Annotated in this window: 22 protein-coding genes; 13 read left to right on the top strand and 9 right to left on the bottom strand. The window is 72.8% G+C overall.

The features are described from left to right. Positions 1–112: 112 nt before the first annotated feature. The 6 genes from A4V12_RS17320 to A4V12_RS17345 are packed head-to-tail and all read right to left on the bottom strand — an operon-like array spanning position 113 to position 7,317. Positions 113–1,531 carry an NAD(P)/FAD-dependent oxidoreductase gene (locus A4V12_RS17320; protein ID WP_064070257.1) on the bottom strand — a complete coding sequence of 473 codons (1,419 nt, stop codon included), beginning with the start codon at positions 1,529–1,531 and terminating at the stop codon, positions 113–115. 22 nt (positions 1,532–1,553) lie between these two features. Continuing rightward, positions 1,554–2,348, bottom strand: a complete 795-nt coding sequence (locus A4V12_RS17325; RefSeq protein WP_064070258.1) for an ABC transporter permease — start codon at positions 2,346–2,348, stop codon at positions 1,554–1,556. Further along, positions 2,348–3,283 carry an ABC transporter permease gene (locus A4V12_RS17330; RefSeq protein WP_064070259.1) on the bottom strand — a complete coding sequence of 312 codons (936 nt, stop codon included), beginning with the start codon at positions 3,281–3,283 and terminating at the stop codon, positions 2,348–2,350. Before A4V12_RS17330 ends, A4V12_RS17325 begins: the two co-directional genes overlap by 1 nt. Next, positions 3,280–4,449 carry an ABC transporter ATP-binding protein gene (locus A4V12_RS17335; protein WP_064070260.1) on the bottom strand — a complete coding sequence of 390 codons (1,170 nt, stop codon included), beginning with the start codon at positions 4,447–4,449 and terminating at the stop codon, positions 3,280–3,282. The genes A4V12_RS17330 and A4V12_RS17335 overlap by 4 nt, the downstream gene beginning before the upstream one ends. A gap of 59 nt (positions 4,450–4,508) precedes the next feature. Beyond that, positions 4,509–5,756 (bottom strand): polyamine ABC transporter substrate-binding protein, encoded by a 1,248-nt coding sequence (locus tag A4V12_RS17340; protein WP_064070261.1) that lies wholly within the window; start codon positions 5,754–5,756, stop codon positions 4,509–4,511. 55 nt (positions 5,757–5,811) lie between these two features. After that, complete coding sequence (locus tag A4V12_RS17345) at positions 5,812–7,317, bottom strand: gamma-aminobutyraldehyde dehydrogenase (protein ID WP_064070262.1); 1,506 nt, start codon at positions 7,315–7,317, stop codon at positions 5,812–5,814. Positions 7,318–7,492: 175 nt separating this feature from the next. Between A4V12_RS17345 and A4V12_RS17350 the strand changes: the two genes are divergently transcribed. Continuing rightward, the gene (locus tag A4V12_RS17350; protein WP_064070263.1) at positions 7,493–8,050 is read left to right on the top strand and encodes an NADAR family protein; all 558 of its coding nucleotides are present in this window, start codon (positions 7,493–7,495) and stop codon (positions 8,048–8,050) included. Positions 8,051–8,127: 77 nt separating this feature from the next. On the opposite strand, the gene A4V12_RS17355 is transcribed toward A4V12_RS17350, so the two are convergent. Further along, the gene (locus tag A4V12_RS17355; protein WP_064070264.1) at positions 8,128–8,799 is read right to left on the bottom strand and encodes a DUF4190 domain-containing protein; all 672 of its coding nucleotides are present in this window, start codon (positions 8,797–8,799) and stop codon (positions 8,128–8,130) included. Positions 8,800–8,891: 92 nt separating this feature from the next. Between A4V12_RS17355 and A4V12_RS17360 the strand changes: the two genes are divergently transcribed. From A4V12_RS17360 to A4V12_RS17385, 6 genes are all read left to right on the top strand, one after another. Further along, complete coding sequence (locus tag A4V12_RS17360; protein WP_064070265.1) at positions 8,892–9,917, top strand: adenosine deaminase; 1,026 nt, start codon at positions 8,892–8,894, stop codon at positions 9,915–9,917. Then, positions 9,917–10,621 (top strand): glycerophosphodiester phosphodiesterase, encoded by a 705-nt coding sequence (locus tag A4V12_RS17365; RefSeq protein WP_064070377.1) that lies wholly within the window; start codon positions 9,917–9,919, stop codon positions 10,619–10,621. Before A4V12_RS17360 ends, A4V12_RS17365 begins: the two co-directional genes overlap by 1 nt. Continuing rightward, positions 10,618–11,403, top strand: coding sequence for an SAM-dependent methyltransferase (locus tag A4V12_RS17370; RefSeq protein ID WP_064070266.1), 786 nt, complete (start codon positions 10,618–10,620; stop codon positions 11,401–11,403). Before A4V12_RS17365 ends, A4V12_RS17370 begins: the two co-directional genes overlap by 4 nt. Beyond that, the gene (locus A4V12_RS17375; RefSeq protein WP_064070267.1) at positions 11,400–12,551 is read left to right on the top strand and encodes a sensor histidine kinase; all 1,152 of its coding nucleotides are present in this window, start codon (positions 11,400–11,402) and stop codon (positions 12,549–12,551) included. Before A4V12_RS17370 ends, A4V12_RS17375 begins: the two co-directional genes overlap by 4 nt. Next, positions 12,548–13,231, top strand: coding sequence for a response regulator (locus A4V12_RS17380; protein WP_064070268.1), 684 nt, complete (start codon positions 12,548–12,550; stop codon positions 13,229–13,231). Before A4V12_RS17375 ends, A4V12_RS17380 begins: the two co-directional genes overlap by 4 nt. 84 nt (positions 13,232–13,315) lie before the next feature. Next, a complete protein-coding gene (locus tag A4V12_RS17385) occupies positions 13,316–14,500 on the top strand; it encodes a serine hydrolase domain-containing protein (protein WP_064070269.1) in 1,185 nt (394 codons plus the stop codon). Here A4V12_RS17385 and A4V12_RS17390 read toward each other — a convergent pair. Continuing rightward, positions 14,475–15,008, bottom strand: a complete 534-nt coding sequence (locus tag A4V12_RS17390) for a hypothetical protein (RefSeq protein WP_064070270.1) — start codon at positions 15,006–15,008, stop codon at positions 14,475–14,477. The two genes, A4V12_RS17385 and A4V12_RS17390, sit on opposite strands and share 26 nt — an antisense overlap. Positions 15,009–15,113: 105 nt before the next feature. On the opposite strand from A4V12_RS17390, the gene A4V12_RS17395 reads away from it, so the two are divergent. Beyond that, positions 15,114–17,042 carry a serine/threonine-protein kinase gene (locus A4V12_RS17395; protein ID WP_079137096.1) on the top strand — a complete coding sequence of 643 codons (1,929 nt, stop codon included), beginning with the start codon at positions 15,114–15,116 and terminating at the stop codon, positions 17,040–17,042. A 422-nt stretch (positions 17,043–17,464) separates the two neighbouring features. Here the strand turns inward: A4V12_RS17395 and A4V12_RS17400 are convergent, their stop codons facing one another. Beyond that, a complete protein-coding gene (locus tag A4V12_RS17400; protein WP_064070272.1) occupies positions 17,465–18,901 on the bottom strand; it encodes a gamma-aminobutyraldehyde dehydrogenase in 1,437 nt (478 codons plus the stop codon). Positions 18,902–19,087: 186 nt separating this feature from the next. Between A4V12_RS17400 and A4V12_RS17405 the strand changes: the two genes are divergently transcribed. The 5 genes from A4V12_RS17405 to A4V12_RS17425 all read left to right on the top strand — a co-directional run bounded on the left by A4V12_RS17405 (position 19,088) and on the right by A4V12_RS17425 (position 24,307). Beyond that, the gene (locus tag A4V12_RS17405) at positions 19,088–19,594 is read left to right on the top strand and encodes an Lrp/AsnC family transcriptional regulator (RefSeq protein WP_064070273.1); all 507 of its coding nucleotides are present in this window, start codon (positions 19,088–19,090) and stop codon (positions 19,592–19,594) included. After that, the gene (locus tag A4V12_RS17410; protein WP_079137097.1) at positions 19,579–20,958 is read left to right on the top strand and encodes an aspartate aminotransferase family protein; all 1,380 of its coding nucleotides are present in this window, start codon (positions 19,579–19,581) and stop codon (positions 20,956–20,958) included. The genes A4V12_RS17405 and A4V12_RS17410 overlap by 16 nt, the downstream gene beginning before the upstream one ends. A gap of 212 nt (positions 20,959–21,170) precedes the next feature. Then, positions 21,171–21,899, top strand: a complete 729-nt coding sequence (locus A4V12_RS17415; RefSeq protein ID WP_064070274.1) for an ABC transporter ATP-binding protein — start codon at positions 21,171–21,173, stop codon at positions 21,897–21,899. After that, positions 21,881–23,050: a hypothetical protein gene (locus A4V12_RS17420; RefSeq protein WP_064070275.1), complete on the top strand. Its 1,170-nt coding sequence runs from the start codon at positions 21,881–21,883 to the stop codon at positions 23,048–23,050. The genes A4V12_RS17415 and A4V12_RS17420 overlap by 19 nt, the downstream gene beginning before the upstream one ends. Before the next feature lie 141 nt (positions 23,051–23,191). Continuing rightward, positions 23,192–24,307, top strand: coding sequence for an LOG family protein (locus A4V12_RS17425; protein ID WP_064070276.1), 1,116 nt, complete (start codon positions 23,192–23,194; stop codon positions 24,305–24,307). The last annotated feature ends 61 nt before the right edge of the window (positions 24,308–24,368 follow it).

Genomic DNA, 24,368 nt, shown 5'->3' on the forward strand with positions numbered 1-24,368 from the left:
CGAGGACCGGATCAGGACGTCGGCCGGTCAGGACGCCGGCCCGAGGACGACGACGGCCACCCAGGGCGAGGGCATCGGCCCCAGGCGGACGCCGGCCTGACGAGGACGACCGTCAGCTGTCGAAGCCGAGACCGAGCCGGTCCATGGCCTTGAGCCACACGTTCCGGCGTCCGCCGTTGGCGTCGGCCCGGGCGAGCGACCACTTGGTCAGCCCGATCCCCGCCCAGGCGATCGGTTCCGGGGGGAACGGCAGCGGCTTGGAGCGCACCATCTCCAGTTCCGTCCGCTCAGTGCGCTCCCCCGACAGCAGGTCGAGCATGACGTCCGCGCCGAAGCGCGTGGCGCCCACCCCGAGGCCGGTGAATCCGGCCGCGTAGGCGACCCGTCCCGCGTGGGCCGTGCCGAAGAACGCCGAGAAGCGGGAGCAGGTGTCGATCGCGCCGCCCCAGGCGTGGCTGAACCGCAGGCCCTCCAGCTGCGGGAAGCAGTCGAAGAAGTGTTCGGCGAGCTTGAGGTAGGTCTCGGGGCGGTGGTCCCGTTCGGCGCTCAGCCGTCCGCCGAAGGGGTAGACGGCGTCGTAACCGCCCCACAGGATGCGGTTGTCGGCGGAGAGCCGGAAGTAGTGGAACTGGTTGGCGCTGTCGCCGAGGCCCTGGCGGTTCTTCCAGCCGATGGACTCCAGCTGCGCGTCCGTGAGCGGTTCGGTCATCAGGGCGTAGTCGTAGACGGGGACCGTGTAGGCCCGCACCCGCTTGACCAGGGACGGGAAGACGTTGGTGCCGAGGGCGACCCGCCGGGCGAAGACCCGCCCGTAGGGCGTGCGTACGGCCATTCCCGATCCCGCGCGGGCGAGTTCCAGGCCGCGGGTGTTCTCGTACACGCGCACACCGAGGTCGGTGCAGGCCCGCTTGAGGCCCCAGGCCAGCCTGGCCGGGTTCAGCATGGCGACGCCGCGCCGGTCCCACAGGCCGCCCAGGAAGGTGGGCGAGTCGACCTCGGCGCGCACGGCGTCCCGGTCGAGGAGCTCCAGGTCGTCCGCGAGGCCGAGGCGGTCGGCCGCCTCGTACATGCCGGTCAGCTCGTCCATCTGGTGGGGCTCGGTGGCGACGTCGATCTCGCCGGTGCGCTCGAAGTCGCAGTCGATGCCGTGGGCGGAGACCGCCGCCTCGATGGCGTCGAGGTTCGCGAGCCCCAGCTCCTCCAGGGTGGCGAGTTCACCGGGCCAGCGGGCGAGGCCGTTGCCGAAGCCGTGGGTGAGGGAGGCGGCGCAGAAGCCGCCGTTGCGGCCGGAGGCGGCCCAGCCCGCCTCCCGGCCCTCGATGAGGACGACGTCCCGTGCGGGGTCGCGCTCCTTGGCGAGCAGCGCGGTCCACAGGCCGCTGTAGCCGCCGCCCACGACCAGCAGGTCGCAGTGCTCGGTGCCGGTGAGGGCGGGCAGCGGGGCGGGCTTGCCGGGGTCTTCCAGCCAGAAGGGGACGGGCTGGGCGTCGGAGAGTGATCGTGCAGCAGTACGCATGGCGGCTGGGGCCATGGTTTCCAACTCCCTCAGGAACTCATGAGACGTCTGTGCGCTTGCGCCGGCCGGCCGCGACCTGGCCGGCGACCACCACCAGGACCGCGATGACGAACATCGCCGTTCCGATGACGTTGATCTGTACGGGCGTGCCGCGCTGCGCCGAGCCCCACACGAACATGGGGAAGGTCACGGTCGAGCCCGCGTTGAAGTTGGTGATGATGAAGTCGTCGAAGGACAGCGCGAAGGCGAGCAGGGCGCCGGCCGCGATGCCGGGTGCGGCGATGGGCAGGGTGACCCGCAGGAAGGTCTGCACGGGACCGGCGTACAGGTCCCTGGCGGCCTCCTCCAGGCGCGGGTCCATGGACATCACGCGCGCCTTGACCGCGGTCACGACGAAGCTCAGGCAGAACATGATGTGGGCGATGAGGACCGTCCAGAAGCCCAGCTCCACACCCATGTTGAGGAACAGGGTGAGCAGCGAGGCGGCCATGACGACCTCGGGCATCGCCATGGGCAGGAAGATCAGCGAGTTGATCGCGCCGCGGGCCCGGAAGCGGTAGCGGACGAGCGCGAAGGCGATCATCGTGCCGAGCGCGGTGGCGCCGAGCGTCGCCCAGGCGGCGATCTGGAGCGACAGCGCGAGCGAGCCGCACAGGTCGGCGACGCCGCAGGGGTCGCGCCAGGCGTCGGTGGAGAACTCCCGCCAGGCGTAGTTGAAGCGTCCCGCCGGGTCGTTGAAGGAGAACACCATCACGACGACGTTCGGCAGGATCATGTACGCGAGGGTCAGCAGACCCGCGATGACGACGAGGTTCTTGCGGAGCAGGCGCATCAGACCAGGTCCTCCGTTCCGGCCCGGCGGATGTAGACGGTGACCATGATCAGCACGATGGCCATCAGGATGAAGGACAGCGCGGCCGCGGTCGGGTAGTCCAGCACCCGGAGGAACTGCGACTGGATGACGTTGCCGACCATCTTGGTGTCGGTCGAGCCGAGCAGTTCGGCGTTGACGTAGTCGCCGCTCGCCGGGATGAACGTCAGGAGCGTGCCCGACACGACGCCCGGCATGGACAGCGGGAAGGTCACCTTGCGGAAGGTGGTGGCGGGGGAGGCGTAGAGGTCCTTCGCCGCCTCGTGCAGCCGGCCGTCGATCCGCTCCAGGGAGGTGTAGAGCGGCAGGATCATGAAGGGCAGGAAGTTGTACGTGAGGCCGCACACCACCGCCATGGGGGTGGCCAGGACGCGGTCGCCCTGGGTCCAGCCCAGCCAGTTGGTGACGTCCAGGACGTGCAGGGCGTCCAGGGCGCCGACGACGGCGCCGCCGTCCGCGAGGATCGTCTTCCAGGCCAGGGTGCGGATCAGGAAGCTGGTGAAGAACGGGGCGATGACGAGGACCAGGAGGAGGTTGCGCCAGCGGCCCGCCTTGAAGGCGATGAGGTACGCGAGCGGGTAGCCGAGCAGCAGGCACAGGGCGGTGGCGGTGCCCGCGTACACCAGGGAGCGGACGAACTGGGGCCAGTACTCGGCGAAGGCGTCCCAGTAGGTCGCGAAGTGCCAGGTGACCCGGAAGCCCTGCTCCAGGGTGCCGGTCTGCACGGAGGTGGAGGCCTGGTACACCATCGGCAGCGCGAAGAAGACGAGCAGCCAGAGGATGCCGGGCAGGAGCAGCCAGTAGGGGACGAGCCGCTTGCGCGCGGGGCTCTTGCGTACGGCGGCGGGTGGTGCCTCGGGCGCCTCGGGCGCCCGGGGGATGTCGGTGATCGTCACGCGGCGTCCTCCACCGTTTCCACGCCCGCGTCGCTCACGGTGCCCGCCAGCATCGACTGGGCGGCGTCCAGCCCGAACGTGTGGGCCGGGTTCCAGTGCAGGACGACCTCGGCGCCGGGGGCGAGGCGGGAGTCGCGCTCGATGTTCTGCTCGTACACCTGGAGGGCGGTGCCGGCGGGGCTGTCGACGACGTACTGGGTGGAGACGCCGATGAAGGAGGTGTCGACGATCCGGCCGGTGACCCTGTTGCGCCCGTCGGCGATCGCGCCCGCGTCGTCGGCGTGGGCGAGCGTGATCTTCTCCGGGCGGATGCCGACGAGCAGCTTGCCGCCGGGGCGGGTGTCCGCGCCGCACCGGTCGGCGGGCAGCCGCAGCTTGCCGCCGCCGGCCGTGACGGTGACGTCCGTGCCCGTCTCCACCACTTCGGCCTCGATGAGGTTGGAGGTGCCGAGGAAGTTGGCGACGAAGGTGGTGCGCGGGTTCTCGTAGAGGTCGGCGGGCGCGCCGAGCTGTTCGACCCGGCCGCCGTTCATCACCGCGACCGTGTCGGCCATGGTCATGGCCTCCTCCTGGTCGTGGGTGACGTGGACGAAGGTGATGCCGACCTCCGTCTGGATGCGCTTGAGCTCCAGCTGCATCTGGCGGCGCAGCTTGAGGTCGAGGGCGCCGAGGGGCTCGTCGAGGAGGAGCACCTGGGGGTGGTTGATGAGGGCGCGGGCGACGGCGACGCGCTGCTGCTGGCCGCCGGAGAGCTGGTGCGGTTTGTGGCCGGCCTTGTCGCCGAGCTGTACGAGGTCGAGCATGTCGCCGACCTGCTTCTTCACCGACTTGATGCCGCGCCGGCGCAGGCCGAAGGCAATGTTCTCGAAGATGTCCAGGTGCGGGAAGAGGGCGTAGGACTGGAAGACGGTGTTGACGGGCCGCTTGTAGGGGGGCAGGTCGGTGACGTCCTTGTCGCCGAGGTGGACGGTGCCCGTGGTGGGGTCCTCCAGGCCGGCGATCATGCGGAGCGTGGTGGTCTTGCCGCATCCGGAGGCGCCGAGCAGGGCGAAGAAGGAGCCCTGCGGGATGGTGAGGTCGAGCGGGTGGACGGCGGTGAAGGAGCCGTAGGTCTTGCTGATCCCGGAGAGGCGGACGTCGCCGCCGGTGTTCGTGCTGTCAGTCATGGGTTCGCGATCCCAGGGGTGTGGTGGGGTGGACGGCGGCGGCTCGGGCACCGATGGGTTCAGGCACCGATGAGCTTGGCGAACTTCTCCTCGTACGCCGTCTCCTCCGCGCTGGTGAGGGAGCGGAAGGCGCGGGACTTCGCGGCCATCGCCTTGTCCGGGAGGATCAGGGTGTTCGACGCGAGCGCGGGGTCGATCGCGGCGAGTTCGTCGCGTACGCCGTCGACCGGGCAGACGTAGTTGATGTACGCGGCGAGCCGGGCGGCGTTGGGGAGCTCGTAGTAGTAGTCGATGAGCTTCTCCGCGTTGGTCTTGTGCCGTGCCTTGGCGGGGACCAGGAGGTTGTCGCTGGAGGTGATGTAGCCGGCGGCCGGGATCGCGAACTGGATGTCGGGGTTGTCGGCCTGGAGCTGGATGACGTCGCCGGCCCACGCGAGGCAGGCGGCGAGGTCGCCCTTGGCGAGGTCGCCGGTGTAGTCGTTGCCGGTGAAGCGGCGGATCTGCTGGGTGTCGACGCCCTTCTGGAGGCGGCCGACGGCCGCGTCGAAGTCGGCGTCGGTGAACTTGCCCGGGTCCTTGCCCATGTCGATGAGGGTCATGCCGACCGAGTCGCGCATCTCGGAGAGGAACGCGACCCGTCCCTTGAGGCGGGGGTCGTCGAGGAGCTGGGTGACGGAGTCGACCTTGCGGCCGCCGGTGGCCTTCTTGTTGTACGCGATGACCGTGGAGATGCCGGTCCAGGGGTACGAGTAGGAGCGGCCGGGGTCCCAGTCGGGGCGGCGGAACTGGGAGGACAGGTTGGCGTAGGCGTTGGGGAGGTTCGCCGGGTCGAGCTTCTGCGCCCAGCCGAGGCGGATGATGCGGGCGGCGAGCCAGTCGGTGACGCAGATCAGGTCGCGGCCGGTGTCCTGGCCGGCGGCGAGCTGCGGCTTGACCTTGCCGAAGAACTCGACGTTGTCGTTGATGTCCTCGGTGTACTTGACCGTGATCCCGGTGCGTGCGGTGAACGCCTCCAGGGAGGGGCGGGACTTCTCGTCGTCGCTGATGTCGATGTACTGGGTCCAGTTGGAGAAGCTGAGCCGTTTCTCCTGGGCCGAGAAGTCGGTGGAGGCCGGGCCGTCGCCCTCCCGCGCGGCCGGCGGGATCCCACAGGCGCCCAGACCGGCGACACCGCCGATCGTGAGCGCGCCGACGCCCGTGGCGCGCAGCAGGGAACGGCGGGTGAGGGCTGCCCTGCCGTTCGTCAGACTGCGCCGCATCGCGGCGACCTGGGCCGCGGACAGACTGTCGGGCTCGTACTGCTCCATGCGCTGTGCCTTTCGGATGGGGCGGCGGCCGCTGGTCGGGCGGCCCGCTCGTGGGCTATCGGTCCCCGAAGATCGTGCGGTGCCAGTCCTTCCGGGCGACCGCCGTGTTGTCGTACATCACGTGCTTGACCTGCGTGTACTCCTCGAAGGAGTAGGTTGACATGTCCTTTCCGAAGCCGGAGGCCTTGTAGCCGCCGTGCGGCATCTCGCTGATGATCGGGATGTGGTCGTTGATCCACACGCAGCCGGCCTTGATCTCTCGGGTGGCACGGCCGGCGCGGTAGACGTCACGGGTCCAGGCGGAGGCGGCGAGGCCGTAGGGCGTGTCGTTGGCCAGGGCCAGGCCCTCCTCGTCGCTGTCGAAGGGGAGCACGACGAGGACGGGACCGAAGATCTCCGCCTGGACGATCTCGCTGTCCTGGGCGGCGCCGGTGATCAGGGTGGGCCGGTAGTGAGCGCCGTCGCCGAGCGGTGCCGTGCCGCCGGTGACGACCGTGGCGTAGCCGCGGGCACGGTCGACGAACCCGGCGACGCGGTCCCGCTGGGCGTGGCTGATCAGCGGGCCGAGGTCGGTGTCCTCGTCGAACGGGTCGCCGGTGCGGACGGTCGCCATCAGGTCGGCGACCTGCTCCACGAAGGCGTCGTACAGCGGGCGCTGGACGTACGCGCGGGTGGCGGCGGTGCAGTCCTGGCCGGTGTTGATCAGGGCGCCGGCGACCGCGCCGTGCACCGCCGCCTCCAGGTCGGCGTCGTCGAAGACGACGAACGGTGCCTTGCCGCCCAGTTCGAGGTGGAGGCGCTTGACGGTGGAGGTGGCGATCTCGGCGACGCGCCGGCCGACGGCGGTGGAGCCGGTGAACGAGGTCATGGCGACGTCGGGGTGCCCGACGAGGTGTTCGCCGGCGTCCCGGCCTGCGCCGGTGACGATGTTGACGACGCCGTCGGGGATGCCCGCGTCGGTGGCGGCCTGCGCGAACATCAGCGAGGTGAGGGGCGTCAGCTCGGCGGGCTTGAGCACGATGGTGTTGCCCGCGGCGATGGCCGGGAGGATCTTCCAGGCGGCCATCTGCAGGGGGTAGTTCCAGGGCGCGATGGAGCCGACGACACCGACGGGTTCGCGGCGCACGTACGAGGTGTGGTCGCCGCTGTACTCGCCGGCCGACTGCCCCTGGAGGTGCCGGGCCGCCCCGGCGAAGAAGGCCGTGTTGTCGATCGTGCCGGGCACGTCGAACTCGCGCGTCAGCTTGATGGGCTTGCCGCACTGGAGGGACTCGGCGTGCGCGAGGTCCTCGGCGCGCTCGGCGAGCCGCGCGGCGAACCGGTGCATCGCGTCCGAGCGCTCGCCCGGTGTGGCGCCCGCCCAGCCGGGCAGCGCGTCCCGGGCGGCGGCGACGGCGGCGTCCACGTCGGCGGTGGAGGCGAGGACGTAGTCGAGGACGTCCCGCCCGGTCGCGGGGTCGACGACGGTGTGGCGCCGGCCCGATGTGCCGGGCCGCAGCCGCCCGCCGATGTACTGCGCCCCGGCCGCGAAGCGGTCGAGTCCCTGGAAGGAGTTGCCCATGACGCTCTCCGTTGTCCCGGCTCGAATTGAGTGCCGATCCTGACAGAGGAGGTGCGGGGCAACAAGGGATTCCGTTGTTGCCTTTTGGTTACGCGACGGAATCGGTCGACCAAGTGTCGGGTGGCCGCCGGAATCTCCGTACGTTGTGTCAGTGGTGACTGCCAGACTGGCGTGCATGGAAAGGATCCACGAGCTGATCGGGCAGGTCAGCGCGGGTGCGCGCGTGAAATTCCTGCACTTCTGGGGGCACACCCCGAAGCGGGACGGGACGCTGGGGGCGAGCTGCCTGAGCCAGTGGTGGCCGTCGCCCTTCACGGTCGACGGCGTGGAGTACGCGACGGCCGAGCACTGGATGATGGCGTCCAAGGCCCGGCTCTTCGGCGACACCGACGCCGAGCGGCAGGCCGTCGAGGCGCCGAACCCGGCGCTCGCGAAGAAGGCGGGCCGGCTGGTGCGCGGCTTCGAGGAGACGGCATGGAAGCGGGAGCGCTTCGGGATCGTGGTCAGGGGCAGCGAACACAAGTTCGCCTCGGACCCGCAGTTGCGGGCGTTCCTGCTGTCGACGGGCGACCGCGTCCTGGTCGAGGCGAGCCCGGTGGACCGCGTGTGGGGCATCGGCCTGGCCGCCGACGACCCGCGCGCGCAGTCCCCGGCCCAGTGGCGGGGCCTGAACCTGCTGGGCTTCGCCCTGATGGACGCCCGCGACAGGCTCCGGGCGCAGACAGCCGGCTGACGGCGGCGGAGCCGGGGCGTGCACCGCCCTCCTCGCGGGAGGGCCCGACGCCGGGCCGTCCCCGCCGCCGCGCGGCGTCAGGACCGGGCGGGGACGACCAGGGACGTGTCGAAGGGGTCGCCGCCGGGCCCGTCCTGGTGGCCGGAGCCGCCCTCGGAGGTCGTGACCGCCCAGATCAGGAACGCCAGGAAGGCGCCGCTGACGACGATGCCCACCGCGCCCAGGATGATCCCGGCGAGCGCCACACCGTGGTTGTCCGCCTCGCCGCGCTGCACCTTCTTGCGGCCGAGGACACCGAAGACCAGCGCCAGGATGCCCGGGACGATCCCGAAGCCCCACATGCAGAAGAGCACCACCGAGACGATGCCGAGCACCAGCGCGGCGATGCCCATGCCGTTGGAGGGGGCCGGCTGCCAGCCGGGCTGCCCGTAGGCGCCGTAGCCGGGGTGACCGGGGTAGCCGTACGTCCCGGCCGGCGGGGTGGCCGCGGGGTAGCCGTAGGTCCCGCCGGGCGGGGTGGCGGCCGGGTAGCCGTACGGGCCGGGGACGGACGGCCCGGGACCGCCCGGGGCCGTCGGGGGCGGCGGCAGCTCACCGGTCCCGGCACCCGGGACGGAGGTCACCGTCGGCTGGTCATGGACGCCCGGCGGGCGCGCCGGCGGCTGGTACGTCGGCGGATCCACCCGGTCCTGGGGCGGCCTGCTCCCGGGCGGTGCCCACGGGTCGTTCGAGTCGCTCGTCTCCGGCATGGGCCCTCCCCCGTCGTGTCCGGTCATGCTAACGGCCGCCCTACGATGATCCCTGACCAGCCCGGCGAGCGAACCGCACACGGAGGCCCCCGATGACCGATCTGCACCCCTTCATCGCGGGGCTGCCCAAGGCCGAACTCCATGTCCACCACGTCGGTTCCGCCTCGCCCCGGATCGTCGCCGAACTCGCCGCCCGGCACCCCGACTCCAGGGTCCCCACCGACCCCGAGGCGCTGGTCGACTACTTCACGTTCACCGACTTCGCCCACTTCATCGAGGTGTACCTGTCGGTGGTCGACCTCGTCCGCACCCCGGAGGACGTCCGGCTGCTGACCTTCGAGGTCGCCCGCGACATGGCGCGGCAGAACATCCGGTACGCCGAGCTCACCATCACCCCGTTCAGCTCCACCCGGCGCGGCATCGACGAGAAGGCGTTCATGGCCGCCATCGAGGACGCCCGCCTCGCGGCCGAGAACGAGCTGGGCGTCATCCTGCGCTGGTGCTTCGACATCCCGGGCGAGGCCGGCCTGGAGGCGGCCGAGGAGACCGCGCGGCTCGCGGTGGACCTGCGGCCCGAGGGCCTGGTGTCGTTCGGGCTGGGCGGCCCCGAGATCGGCGTACCGCGCCCGCAGTTCAAGCCGTACTTCGACCGGGCCATCGCCGCGGGGCTGCACTCCGTCCCGCACGCCGGGGAGACGACCGGCCCGGAGACCGTCTGGGACGCCCTGACCGCACTGCGCGCCGAGCGCATCGGCCACGGCACCAGCTCCACCCGCGACCCCGCGCTGCTGGCGCACCTCGCCGAGCACCGCATCGCCCTGGAGGTGTGCCCGACCTCCAACATCGCCACCCGCGCGGTCGCGCACCTCGACGAGCACCCCATCAAGGAGATGGTGAGCGCCGGAGTGCTGGTCACCATCAACTCCGACGACCCGCCGATGTTCGGCACCGACCTCAACCACGAGTACGGGGTCGCCGCCCGCCTCCTCGGCCTGGACGAGCGCGGGGTGGCCGCCCTCGCCAAGAACGCCGTCGAGGCGTCGTTCCTCGACCCGGCCGGCAAGGCCAGGATCGCCGCCGAGATCGACAGCTACACCACCGAGTGGCTCCGCCGCTGATGGGCCCGTCGACGCGCCCCGTCACCGCCGTCGCCCACCGGGGCGACCCGTACCGCGTCCGCGAGAACACGCTCGCGTCGCTCCGCTCGGCCTTCGCGCGCGGCGCGGACGCGGCCGAGATCGACGTACGGCTCACCGAGGACGGCGTCCCGGTGCTCCTGCACGACGACTCGCTGAAGCGGCTGTGGCGCGTCGACCGGCTGCTGGCGCGGGTGCCGCTCGACCGGCTGCGCGCCCTGACCGGCCCCGAGGGCGTCCCGACGCTGGCCGAGGCGCTGGACGCGGTCGGCGACCGGCGAGTGATGATCGACCTGCCGGGGGCCACCGAGCGGTCGGTGCGCGCCGTCGTCGGCACCGTCCGCGAGTGCGGCGCGGCCGACCGCGTGTACTACTGCTCCAGCGCCGCCGCCATGCTGCTGGTCCGGGCCGCCGACCCGGGCGCCGAGATCGCCCTGACGTGGACGACGCTCGCCCCGCCGCGCCCGGTGCTGCTGGCGGCCGTGGCGCCGCGCTGGCTCAACTACCGTTTCGGGCTGGTCGGTCGGGCCCTGACGGACCGCGTCCACCGCGACGGGATGCTGGTCTCCGCATGGACGGCCGACACCCGCAGGACCATGCGTAGGCTGATCGCCGACGGGGTGGACTCGATCACCACCAACCGCGTGGACGCGCTGAGCGCCGTACTGAAGGGAAGCCGTACGTGACCCCGGACAGCACAGGCAGGATCCGCACCGACATCGCGCACAACGCCCGCGTCTGGAACTACTGGCTCGGCGGCAAGGACAACTACCCGGTCGACAGGGAGGTCGGCGACCAGGTCGTCGCCATGTACCCGAGCATCGGCGAAGTCGCCCGTGCCGACCGGGCGTTCCTCGGCCGGGCCGTGGCGTACCTGGCGGGCGAGGCGGGCGTGCGGCAGTTCCTGGACATCGGCACGGGCCTGCCGACCGTCGACAACACCCACGAGGTCGCGCAGCGCATCGCGCCCGACGCCCGGGTGGTGTACGTCGACAACGACCCGATCGTCCTCACGCACGCCCGCGCCCTGCTGACCGGCTCGCCGGAGGGCGTGACGGAGTACGTCGACGCGGACGCCCACCGGCCGGACCTGATCCTGGAGGCCGTCCGGCCGGTCCTGGACCTCGGCCGGCCGGTCGCCGTGATGATGCTCGGCATCCTCAACTTCGTCCTCGACACGGACGAGGCGCGGGCGATCGTCCGGAAGCTGATGGCGGCCGTGCCGTCCGGCAGTCACCTGGTGCTGACCCACCCGACGCTGGAGCTGGGCGGGGAGGGCAACGCGGAGGCGATGGAGTTCTGGAACAAGAACGCCACGCCGCCCATCACGGCCCGCACCAGGGCCGAGTTCGCCTCGTTCCTGGACGGCCTGGAGGTGCTGGAGCCGGGCATCGTGTCGTGCGCGAGCTGGCGGTCGCAGGGGGCGGCGGAGGTGGCCCAGTTCGGCGCGGTGGCCCGCAAGCCGTGACGGCGGCGCCCGGCCGGTGGCCGACGGCCGTCGCCGACCGGTGGGCGGCGGCCCGGGCGCTCCACCCGCGGGTCGTGGACCTCGCGGTGGCGCTGCTGGTGCAGGTGGCGGTGACCCTGCCGTTCGTCGTGCCGCGCGACCCGCGGCTGCCGGAGGCGGACTGGGCGGCGTACGGGCTGACCACGCTGACCGTGCTGCCGCTGGTGTGGCGCCGCCGCGCGCCCGTGGCGGTGCTGCTCGCGATCCTCGGGACGAGCGCGCTGTACGAGCTGGCGCTGGACGGGCCGGGGCAGCCGCTCCCGTACACCGGGCTGGTGATCGTCTACACGATCGCGGACCTCTCCCCGCCGCGCAGGCGGCTGGGCGTGCTGCTGATGCTGCCGGTCGTGGTGGCCGGATCGGTGTGGCTCAACACCCGGTCGGTGAGGGAGCTGACCTTCTCCCTGTTCGTCTTCGGCACGGCGTACGCCTTCGGGCGGCTCGCCGACACCCGCCGGCGGGCGAACCGCGTGGAGGCCGAGCAGGCGGCCGCGCGGGAACGGGCCCGGATCGCACGGGAGATGCACGACATCCTGTCGCACGCGGTGAGCCTGATGGTCGTGCAGGCGGAGGCCGGCCCGGTGGCCGTCCGTACGGCGCCGGAGCGGGCGGAGGCCGCGTTCGACGCGATCTCCGAGACGGGCCGGGACGCGATGGCGCAGCTGCGGCGGATGCTGGGGGTCCTGCGGGAGGCGGACGACGCCCCGCGGTCGCCGCAGCCGGGCGCGGCTGACCTGCCGGGGCTGCTGGAGCGCGTACGGAGCAGCGGGCTGGACGTCGCGTACGAGGTGACGGGCACCGCGCGGCCGCTGCCGCCCGCCCTCGCGGCGACGGTGTACCGGGTGGTGCAGGAGGCGTTGACGAACACGGTCAGGCACGCGGCGGCCCGGGCGGCCACCGTGGAGCTGGCCTACGGGGAGGACCACGTGCGGATGTCGGTGACGGACGACGGGCGCGGCCCCCGTGGGGCGGGCGGCGGCGGCCACGGGCTGATCGGGGTGCGGGAGCGGGCGGCGGCGCACGGCGGCGGCGCGGAGTACGGGCCGGGGCCGGGCGGGCGCGGGTTCCGGGTCGCGGTGACGCTGCCGCTGGGCGGGGAGGCGCGGTGACGGTCCGGGTGGTGGTCGCCGACGACCAGGAACTGGTGCGCAGCGGCTTCGCGATGATCCTGGACGCCCAGCCGGACATCGAGGTGGTCGCCGAGGTGGGCGACGGCGCCCGGGCGGTGGACGCGGTGCGCCGCCACGCCCCGGACGTGGCGCTGCTGGACGTGCGGATGCCGGTCATGGACGGCATCGAGGCGTGCCGCGCGATCGCCGCCGCCGGTTCCTGCCGGACGGTGATGCTGACGACCTTCGACTCGGACGCGTACGTGTACGAGGCGCTGCACGCGGGCGCGAGCGGGTTCCTGCTGAAGGACGTCCGCCGGGACGACCTGGTGCACGCGGTGCGGGTGGTGGCCCGGGGCGACGCGCTGCTGGCCCCGTCCGTGGCGCGACGCCTGGTCGAGGAGTACACGGCCCGGGGCGCCGGTCGGGTCGACGGGGCGCCGCTGGAGGTGCTGACCGCCCGTGAGCGCGAGACGCTGCTCCTGCTGGGGCGGGGCCTGTCGAACGCGGAGATCGCCGCCGAGTTCACGGTGAGCGAGCACACGGTGAAGACGCACGTCGGCAACGTGCTGTCCAAGCTGGGCCTGCGGGACCGCGTCCAGGCGGTGATCTGCGCGTACGAGACGGGGCTGATCGCCCCGGGCACTCCCCCGCACGGGGGAGCGGCCCGGGGCCGATGATCCCTCGCTCCGGCGATCCGGCCGGGGCGCCAGGTCACCAGGATGGAAACGTCCGAACGACGGTCCCCAGCCAGGGAGTTGGCCATGAACGCACGCACCCGTACCCTTCTCGCCGCCGCGCTCGTCCTCGGCACCGCGGCGGGCCCGCTCACCTCACCGGCGGCCGCGCGGAGCCCCCTCCCCGCCGCCGCCCCGGTCTCCCCCACTTCCCCGGTGCCCCCGGCACCGGCCGGGCCGGACGCCGGCGCGCTGCGGGCCGCGCTCACCGGCCTGCCCGGCACGCACGCGACCGCGGCCCTCGTCCGGGTGGGCGGCACCGGCGGCTCCTGGCGCGGCAGCGCGGGGGTCCACGACCTGCGCGGCGGGCGTCCGGCGGACCCGGACGCCCGGTTCCGCGCCGGCTCGGTGACGAAGGTGTTCACGGCGGCGGTGGTGCTCCAGCTCGCCGGCGAGGGCCGGGTGCGCCTCGACGGGTACGTCCGGGAGTACCTGCCGGACCTGATCCCGGCGGCGTACGGCCGGGTCACCGTGCGTCAGTTGCTCGACCACACGCACGGCATGCCGAACGCCGACGCGCCCGGCGGGGACGTCCACGACTGGTACGCCCGCCGCTTCGACGTCCACGACCCGCGCGCCGCCGTGGCGTCGGCGACCGCCAAGGAGCGCGTCGCCCCGCCCGGCGAGGTGCAGCGGTACGGCAACATCGGCTACACCGTCGCCGGTCTGCTGATCGAGCGCGTCACCGGGGACACGTACGAGAACCAGGTGACGCGCCGCGTCCTGCACCCGCTCGGCCTGCGCGGCACGTACCTCCCGGGGGCATCGCCGAGGATCCGGGGCCCGCACAACCACGGCTACCAGGTGTTCCCGATGCCCGACGGCTCCACCGAACTGCGTGACGCCACGGTGTGGGGCGTCACGGACACCTGGGCGGCCGGCGCCCTGATCTCGACCACCGCCGACCTGGAGCGGTTCATGCGGGCGCTCTTCCGGGGCGAGGTCGTGCGCGGGCCCCTGCTGGAGGAGATGTTCACCGTCCCCGCCGGTGTGCCCGGCGCGACGATGAGCGCGGGGCTCCAGCGGTACGAGGTGGGCGACGGCCGTGTGCTGTGGCTGAAGTCCGGTGCCCGCTGGGGCTACAGCACGATGATCGCGGCCACCCGGGACCTCTCCCGGACCCTGGTGTACTCGGTGAACTCCACCGACGCCAAGGGCAAGGAGGGGAACCCGGTGACCGAGCGGATCACACGGGCAGCGTTCGCGCGCTGAGCACCGGCGCGGTCAGCGCCTCCAGCCGCTTGATCATGCGGTGCACGACGAGCAGCGGGATCACTCCGAAGACCCCGAAGGACATGTCGATCAGCGACCAGGAGAAGGGGATGCCCCGGATGGGCCCGCAGATCAGCGCGAGGGGGATGATCCCGGCGCAGGCGATCATGCCGAACTCGATCACCCAGATGTTGCGCACCGGGTCGCGGTAGGGCCCGTAGAAGGCGACGGCGATGACGAGGTGCGCGAAGGCGAGCCAGTCGGTGCCGTAGAGGAGGAAGGGGTACTGCCGGTCGGCGGTGTCGACGCCGGCCCGGACGCGCGCGATCCACTCCCGCAGCTCCGGGAAGGCGTCGGCGACGGGGGACGCCCAGCCGTTCAGGGCGTCTTCGAGGAGGTGCAGTTCGGTGACGAGGGGGAAGGCCGTCGCCCCGCTCAGCACCAGGCAGACGATGAAGAACACCAACCACACGCGTATGCGCCGCAGCAGGGCGCCGGTCTCGCTCATGTCCGCAGCGTACGCCGGGGTTTACACCGTTTTTACCGGGGGTCCCGGTACGGTCCGCCCGCCCTCCGCACCGGGCCGGCCCGCCGGCTGTGCGAAGATCCGAACGTGCAACCGATCAGCGTGGAAGACCCTTCCTGGATAGGTCCGTACCGGCTCCTCGGCCGCCTGGGCGAGGGAGGGATGGGCCGCGTCTACCTCGCCCGCAGCGAGGGCGGCCGGACCGTCGCCGTGAAGCTGATCCTCGGTCAGCTCGCGCAGGACCAGGAGTTCCGGCGGCGCTTCGCCCAGGAGGTCTCCGCGGCGCGGCGGGTCGGCGGCCGGTGGACGGCACCGGTGCTGGACGCCGACACCGGGGCCACCGTGCCCTGGGTGGCGACCGGTTACATCCCCGGACCGTCCCTGGCGGAGGTCGTCGGCGACGGCCACGGGCCGCTGCCCGAGACCTCGGTGCGCGCGCTGGCGAGCGGGCTGTCGCAGGCCCTGGAGTCCATCCACTCCGTGGGGCTGGTCCACCGGGACCTGAAGCCGTCCAACGTGCTGGTGACCGTGGACGGTCCGCGGGTGATCGACTTCGGGATCGCGCGGGCCATGGACGCGCAGGGCGTTACGGGTGACGTCCGGACCCGCACCGGCGCGGTCGTCGGTTCGCCCGGCTTCATGTCGCCGGAGCAGGTGCGCGGGGAGAGGATCACCCCGGCGTCGGACGTGTTCTGCCTCGGCGCGGTCCTGGCGTACGCCGCGACGGGACGCACGCCGTTCGGCGGCGCCGACAGCGGCGTGCACAGCCTGTTGTACCGGATCGTGCAGGAGGAACCGGACCTCGACGGAGTGCCGCGGGGGCTCGCCGGACTCGTCCGCGCCTGCCTGGTCAAGGACCCGGCGGGGCGCCCCTCGGTCGCGGAGCTGATCGAGGCCACCCGGGACGCGGAACCCGCCGGGGCCTGGCTGCCGGGCGCGCTGCTCGCGCAGCTCGGTCAGCGGGCGGCGCGGCTCCTGGACGCCGAGCTGCCGGTGTCGGCGCGGCCACCGGCGCCCGCGCCCACTCCGGCACCGGCGCACCCCGACCCGCTGCCGTTGCCGGGGCCGGGGCCGCTGTACGCACAAACGGCGTTCCAGACGCCGCCCCCGTCGCCCCAGCCCCACGCGTACGCGTACGCCGTGCCGCACCCGGTGCCCCCGGGCCCGCCGGACACCTTCGCCGGCCGGTCGGGGGGAGGCGGCGGGGCGCGGGTGGCGCTGATCGTCCTGGGCGTCGTGGTCGGGCTGCCGGTGGTGACCGTCGTGCTGCTCTTCCTGATCGGTCTGCTCACCGACAAGAAGGAGGAGACGCCCGCCCTCCACGAGATCGAGGGGGCCGTGCCGGACGCCTACCTCGGCGCCTGGGAGGGCGTGATGAAGCCGGGCACGGAGAACGAGGTGCTGGGGCGCTTCGACGTCGTCCAGGGCGAGAAGGACCAGGTGGTCGCCACGGTGACGTACACCCTTCCGCACGCGCTCTGCCAGGACCGCGCCCCGCTGGTGTCCGCCGACGCCTCGAAGATCGTGCTGGGTGGGGGCACCAGGGCGAAGAGCGTGCCGGAGGGCACGAGGAGCTGTGCGCGGTCCTCGGCCCGGCAGACCCTCAAGGCGCAGCCGGACGGTTCCCTGCTGTGGGAGTCGGCGGGCGCCTCCACGACGCTCCGGCCGGCCGAGACCAGCAAGGCGGCCGTCCATCCGAAGCTCCTCGGCACCTGGGACCTCCCGACCGAGCCCGCCGGTGACAGCCTCCGGCTGACGATCGGGCAGGGGGCGGTCGGTGAGCAGGTCGTCACGGCGACCGGCGCCGGCGCGTTCAAGGAGTGCCGGTGGAAGGGGTTGCTCGCGGGCGCCCACACCGACCGGCTCGTCCTGGGGCCGCTCACCGCGGGCACGAGCTCCTGCCCGGTGCGCGGCTCGATGGTGCTCACCCCGGCGGGTGAGGGCACGCTCTACGCCGACCGCGCCGACCGCCCGGTGGGCACGGGCCGGGAGCAGCTCAACCGCCGCACCCCCTGATCCGCCGGGACGGCGCGGCCATGGGGCCGCCCGGCCGCGTGGTGCGGCGGGTGCGCGGCGCCGGGTGCGCGGCGGCCCCTGCGGGTGCGCGGCGGCCCGCTCGGGTGCGCGGCCCGGTGCGGCGCCGCGCTGCGTGCCGGGCCGCACCCGTACCGGCGCCTCACCCTCCGGCGGGAGGCGCGCGCCGGTACCGGTGGTCACTGCCCGTGGGCGTCGTCCTCGTCGGCCTCCACTCCGTCGAGCGGTTCGCCCGCGCCCGTCCCCTCACCGGGGCGGTAGCCCTCGGCGGCGCTCGCCGTGCCGGGGACGGTGCGGCGGGCGGCCCGGCGGGCGGCGCCCGAGTGGGCGCCCGGACCGCGCCCGGGAAGGACGACGGGCGGGCCGGGGGAGGAACCCCGGCCCGCCCGTCACCGGTGCGGGGGTCAGCCCAGCGAGGTCATCACGTGCTTGACGCGCGTGTAGTCCTCGAAGCCGTACGCCGAGAGGTCCTTGCCGTAGCCGGACTTCTTGAAGCCGCCGTGCGGCATCTCCGCGACCAGCGGGATGTGGGTGTTGATCCACACGCAGCCGAAGTCCAGGGCCTTGGACATCCGCATCGCGCGGGCGTGGTCCTTGGTCCAGACGGAGGAGGCCAGGGCGTACTCGACGCCGTTGGCGTACTCCAGGGCCTGCTCCTCGTCGCGGAACGGCTGGACCGTGATGACGGGGCCGAAGACCTCGTTCTGGATGATCTCGTCGTCCTGCTTGAGGCCGGAGACGACGGTCGGGGCGTAGAAGTAGCCCTTGTCGCCGACCCGGTGGCCGCCCGCCTCGACCTTGGCGTGGGCGGGCAGGCGGTCGATGAAGCCGCTGACCTGCGCCAGCTGGTTGGCGTTGTTCAGCGGGCCGTACAGCACGTCCTCGTCGTCCGGCAGGCCGGTCTTCGTCTCGGAGGCGGCCTTGGCGAGCGCCGAGACGAACTCGTCGTGGATCGACTCGTGGACCAGGACGCGGGTGGCCGCCGTACAGTCCTGGCCGGCGTTGAAGAAGCCCGCGACCGAGATGTCCTCGACGGCCTTGGCGATGTCGGTGTCCTCGAAGACCACGACCGGCGCCTTGCCGCCCAGCTCCAGGTGGACGCGCTTGACGTCCTTGGCGGCGGACTCGGCGACCTGCATGCCGGCGCGTACCGAACCGGTGATGGAGGCCATCGCGGGGGTGGGGTGCTCGACCATGGCGCGGCCGGTCTCGCGGTCGCCGCAGATGACGTTGAAGACGCCCTTGGGGACGATCGAGCCGATGATCTCGGCGATCAGCACGGTGGAGGCCGGGGTGGTGTCCGACGGCTTGAGCACGACGGTGTTGCCGGCGGCGAGCGCCGGGGCGAACTTCCACACGGCCATCATCATCGGGTAGTTCCACGGCGCCACCTGGGCGCAGACGCCGACCGGCTCACGGCGGACGATGGAGGTCAGGCCCTCCATGTACTCGCCGGCGGACTTGCCCTCCAGCATCCGGGCGGCGCCGGCGAAGAACCGGATCTGGTCCACCATCGGGGGGACCTCTTCGGTGCGGGTGAGCTCGATCGGCTTGCCGGTGTTCTCCGACTCGGCGGCGATCAGGTCCTCGGCCCGCTCCTCGAAGGCGTCGGCGATCTTCAGCAGCACCTTCTGGCGCTCGGCCGGCGTCGCGTCGCGCCAGGCGGGGAAGGCGGCCGCGGCGGCCTCCATGGCGGCGTCGACGTCTGCCTGGCCTGAGAGCGGAGAAGTGGCGTACACCTCGCCGGTGGCCGGGTTGACCACGTCGATGGTCCGTCCGTCGGCGGCGTCCCGGAACTCCCCGTTGATGTAGTTGCGCAGACGACGCAGCTCGGTGGTCACTTGCCACCCCTCCTGTCGGTCTCGTGGTGCTCGGTGCTCAGGTGTCCAATGGGTGGACAGCCCCACCCTAATCGCTGTGGCGACGATTCCGACAGGGCCGACGCCCCACAACTTCGGATTCAGTGGGATCGGAACGCGAGAACAACGGATTTCCTCGATCTGGGGTTGCGCGAGTGACGAGACTCGGTGCAGAGTGAAGACGTGGCCAGTCGAAGCGCAGACCCCAGGGGCGGAAACGGATCGTCGCCGACGATCGACGCCGTGTCCCTGGCGATCATCGAACAGCTCCAGGAGGACGGTCGCCGTCCGTACGCCGCCATCGGCAAGGCCGTCGGCCTGTCCGAGGCGGCCGTGCGGCAGCGCGTCCAGAAGCTCCTCGATCAGGGCGTCATGCAGATCGTCGCCGTCACCGACCCCCTCACCGTCGGCTTCCGCCGTCAGGCGATGGTCGGCATCAACGTCGAGGGCGACGTGGAGCAGGTGGCGGACGCGGTGACGGCCATGGCCGAATGCGAGTACGTGGTGATGACCGCGGGCTCCTTCGACCTGATGGTGGAGATCGTCTGCGAGGACGACGACCACCTCCTGGATGTGATCAACAAGCGCATCCGCACTCTCCCCGGCGTGCGCTCCACCGAGAGCTTCGTCTACCTCAAGCTCAAGAAGCAGACCTATATGTGGGGAACCCGATAGCCGTGAGCAAGGACCTCTCCAAGACCGCCTACGACCACCTGTGGATGCACTTCACCCGCATGTCGTCGTACGAGAACAGCCCCGTCCCGACCATCGTCCGCGGCGAGGGCACCTACATCTTCGACGACAAGGGCAAGCGCTACCTCGACGGCCTCGCCGGCCTGTTCGTGGTCCAGGCCGGACACGGCCGTACGGAGCTCGCCGAGACCGCCTACAAGCAGGCCCAGGAACTCGCCTTCTTCCCGGTGTGGTCCTACGCCCACCCGAAGGCGGTGGAGCTGGCCGAGCGCATCGCGCACCACGCTCCCGGCGACCTGAACAAGGTCTTCTTCACCACCGGCGGCGGCGAGGCGGTCGAGACCGCCTGGAAGCTGGCCAAGCAGTACTTCAAGCTGGTGGGCAAGCCCACCAAGCACAAGGTCATCTCCCGCGCGGTCGCCTACCACGGCACCCCGCAGGGCGCGCTGTCCATCACCGGCCTGCCGGGCCTGAAGGCCCCCTTCGAGCCCCTGGTGCCCGGCGCGCACAAGGTCCCGAACACCAACATCTACCGCGCCCCGCTCTTCGGCGACGACCCCGAGGCCTTCGGCCGCTGGTGCGCCGACCAGATCGAGCAGCAGATCCTCATGGAGGGCCCCGACACCGTCGCCGCCGTCTTCCTGGAGCCGGTGCAGAACGCCGGCGGCTGCTTCCCGCCGCCGCCCGGCTACTTCCAGCGCGTGCGCGAGATCTGCGACCAGTACGACGTGCTGCTCGTCTCCGACGAGGTCATCTGCGCCTTCGGCCGCCTCGGCACGATGTTCGCGTGCGACAAGTTCGGCTACGTACCGGACATGATCACCTGCGCCAAGGGCATGACCTCGGGCTACTCCCCCATCGGCGCGTGCATCATCTCCGACCGCCTGGCCGAGCCGTTCTACAAGGGTGACAACACCTTCCTGCACGGCTACACCTTCGGCGGCCACCCGGTCTCCGCCGCGGTGGGCCTCGCCAACCTCGACATCTTCGAGCGCGAGAACCTCAACCAGCACGTCCTGGACAACGAGGGCGCTTTCCGGGCCACGCTGGAGAAGCTGCACGACCTGCCGATCGTCGGCGACGTCCGCGGCAACGGCTACTTCTACGGCATCGAGCTCGTCAAGGACAAGGTCACCAAGGAGTCGTTCAACGACGAGGAGACCGAGCGCGTCCTGTACGGCTACCTCAGCAAGGCGCTGTTCGACAACGGCCTGTACTGCCGTGCCGACGACCGCGGCGACCCGGTCGTCCAGCTGGCGCCGCCGCTGATCTCCGACCAGTCCACGTTCGACGAGATCGAGCAGATCCTCCGGGCCACCCTCACCGAGGCCTGGACGAAGCTGTGACCCTCGGCGTGATCGTCCGATCGTAGGCTGAACGCGGCCCGGGTCCTGCCCCATCCGAGTGAGATGGGCGGGCCCGGGCCGTGTGCTGTCCGGACAGCCCCCTCGCCAATACCTACGGTTCCTGTGACCGATCCGCCCTACCATCGTTCCGCCGTACGGGGGAACAACGTACGGGGAAACGACACATCAGAACCGATACCGAGGTGTACGCCATGGTGGCCCCGCCGGACAACGACGTGCTCTGGGCACGCGCCCTGCACCACTCCCACAACGGCTCCCCCGCGCTGCAAGGCGTCTCCCTCGGCGTGCGCGAGGGCGAGATCCTGGCCGTGAGCGGGCCGCGGGGCAGCGGCAAGACGACGCTCCTGCGCTGCCTCTCCGGCCGGCTCGTCCCCCGCGAGGGCGAGGTCTGGTTCAACAGCGCCCCGGTGCACACCATGACCTCACTCCAGCGCGAACGGCTGCGCCGCGACCGGTTCGGCTGGGTCGGACCGCAGCCGGACCTGGTCCCCGAGCTGACCGCCTGGGAGAACACCGCCCTGCCGCTGATGCTGCGCGGCACCTCCCGCCGGGCCGCCAAGTCCGCCGCCCTCGACTGGCTGGAGCGGCTCGACGCCGGCGACTGCGCGCGCCTGCGGCCGCACGCCCTCCTCCAGGCCCAGCGCCAGCGCGTCGCCATCGCCCGCGCCCTGGTGACCATGCCGTCGCTGCTCTTCGCCGACGAACCGACCGCGCCCCTGCACCGCGCCGACGGCGCCCAGGTGCTGCGCACCCTGACGGCCGCGGCCCGCTCCCACCGGATCACCGTCCTGCTCGCCACGCACGACCCGGACGTCGCCGCCCTCGCCGACCGCACGGCGCACCTGCTCGACGGGCGGCGGGTCAACTCCGTGCACCTCAACGGAGCGGAGGGCCGCGACGCGTGCTCGCTCTCCGTCTAGCCCGCGGCGCCCACCCCCTGGTGCTCCTGCGCCGGCTGCTCGTCGCGGCCGCGTCGGCGGGGGTCGGCTTCCTGCTGCTGTGCACCCTCGGGTACGCGGTCGGGCACCCCGGCGAGTCGCAGGCGGCGCTGACCCGCCTGGCCTGGTGCGTCCTGCCGCTCGCCGCCACCGTGCACTTCGCGGTCGCCGTCGCGCGTACCGACCCGGCGACCCGGCCGCGCCCCGGGCTGTCGGCGATCGGCCTGGGCCCGGCCCGGCTCGCCGCCGTCGCCGCCGCGTCGACCGCCGTGTCCTGCACGCTCGGCTCGATGGTCGCCCTGCTCGTCTTCCTGCACCTGCGCGGCGACCTCACGGGCCTGCCGTTCGACGGGGCCTCCGCCGAACTGCTGGGCGCCGGCCGGCCGCTGCCCCTGGCGGCCGCCCTCACCCTGCTGGCGATCGTGCCGGTCGTCGCGTCCACCACCGCCGCCCTGACCCTGCGGCCGCGCCGCAAGGCGGTGCTGGACGACGACCCCGGCACCGCCGAACCCGCCCCGGCGGCCCCGCCGGGCGGGCTGCCCTGGGGCGTGGCCCTGGTCGCGCTGGGCGTGGCGGTCGAGACGTACGCCTCCCGGGGCGGTACCGGCGGCGCGGCGGCGCTGCCGCTGCCGGGCGGCCTCGGCGGCGGCCCGGTGGGCGTGCTGGCCGGCTGGGCGCTCACCGCGGTGGGCCTCGCCGTCGCGGGACCCGGCCTCACCCACCTGACCGGGCGGCTGCTCCAGGCCTTCCGGCCCGGCGTGACCCGGCTGCTGGCCGGACGGGCGCTGATGGACGAGGCGCGGCGCATCGGCCGCCCGCTGGGCGTGGCGTGCGCGGTGGCCTCGGCGACCATCGGGGCGACGACGCTGTACGGTCCGGGCGGCGCCCAGCCGTTCGGCCCGCTGACCGGGCTGGGCGCGGCTCTGGTCATGACGTGCACCACGGCGACGCTGCTGACCGCGGCGCTGGAGTCCCGGCAGACCCGCGTCACCACGAAGGACGCGCTGCTGCGGCTGGGCGCCTCGGCCTCCATGCTCCGGATGGCCGTGGGCGTGCGGGCGCTGGCGCTGCTGGCGGTGTTCGCGCCGCTGACGTGGGCGGTCGCCGAACTGGCGGCGCTGCCGCTGCGGTAGGGCCGCGGGCCGCGATCGCCCGTGCCCTGGAGAACCGTTACGCCCGGGCCCGCGCACCGGGCGGACCGGTCCGCCGGCGGGCCCGGCCCGGCGGCCGCACCGGGCCGCGGCGGCCCCCGGGCGGGTGGCTATCGTGGCGGCATGGCGCACACACCCCGGCACGGCCACGACCGCGAGATCGAGACGCTCCAGGAGTTCGACGAGGTGGCCGCGCGCGGCAGCCTCGTCGGGTACCGGCTTCAGTCCGTCGACCTGACGGACCGTTCGGGCGCGCTGCTCGCCCTCCCCTCGACGGGCGCGGTGTTCCTCGGCTGCCGCATGGAGCCCGACGCGGCGGCGAAGGTGCGGGCCGAGGGGGCGCTCGTCTTCCCGCCCCTGCCCGACCTGCCGTTCGACCCGTACCGGGGACTGCTGTACTCCCCCGACGAGCTGTTCGCCGGTCTCGCCGAGCACGGCTACGAGCGGACCCCGGACGCCCTCGCGTACGCCTGGTTCCAGCGGACGAAGGCGGACGGTGACGTCTTCGGGTCGATGCTGCGGGCGGTGCACGACGACGCCGTCTCCGACGCGCTGGACGAGCACCTGGCCGGGGCGCGCGTGGTCGGCGTGATGGGCGGCCACGCCATGGCGCGCGGTACGGACGCGTACCAGGGCGCCGCCCGTCTCGGCCGGAGCCTCGCCCGGGCCGGGCTGACCGTCGCGACGGGCGGCGGGCCCGGCGCCATGGAGGCGGCCAACCTGGGCGCGTACACCGCTCCGCTGGACGACGCCGTACTGGAGGAGGCACTGCTGCTGCTCGGCAAGGAACCGTCGTTCGTGCCGTCCGTGGGCGACTGGGCGCGGGCGGCCTTCGAGGTGCGGTCCCGCTGGCCGGAGGGCGGCGCGTCGGTGGGCATCCCGACCTGGTTCTACGGCCACGAGCCGCCGAACGCGTTCGCGTCCCACATCGCGAAGTACTTCGCCAACGCCACGCGGGAGGACGGCCTGCTGGCCCGCTGCAACGCGGGGGTCGTCTTCCTCCCGGGCGCGGCCGGCACCGTCCAGGAGATCTTCGACAACGCGACCCCCAACTACTACGAGTCGCGCGGCGAACCGACCCCCATGGTGCTGGTCGACCGCGCCCACTGGACCGAGCGCCTGCCCGCCTGGCCGCTGCTCCGGTCCCTCGCGGCGGGCCGCTCCATGGAGCCGCGCATCGCCCTCGTCGACAGTGTGGCCGAAGTTCCGGAGGCGCTGCGGCGGCTGGGCGCGCGGTAACGGCTGAAGCCGAATGGCCCACCGGGCGGGCGCCGCCCCGGGGGGTCGCCGGATGCTGGGC

The organism is Streptomyces noursei, from assembly GCF_001646665.1.
Lineage (GTDB): Bacteria > Actinomycetota > Actinomycetes > Streptomycetales > Streptomycetaceae > Streptomyces > Streptomyces lavendulocolor.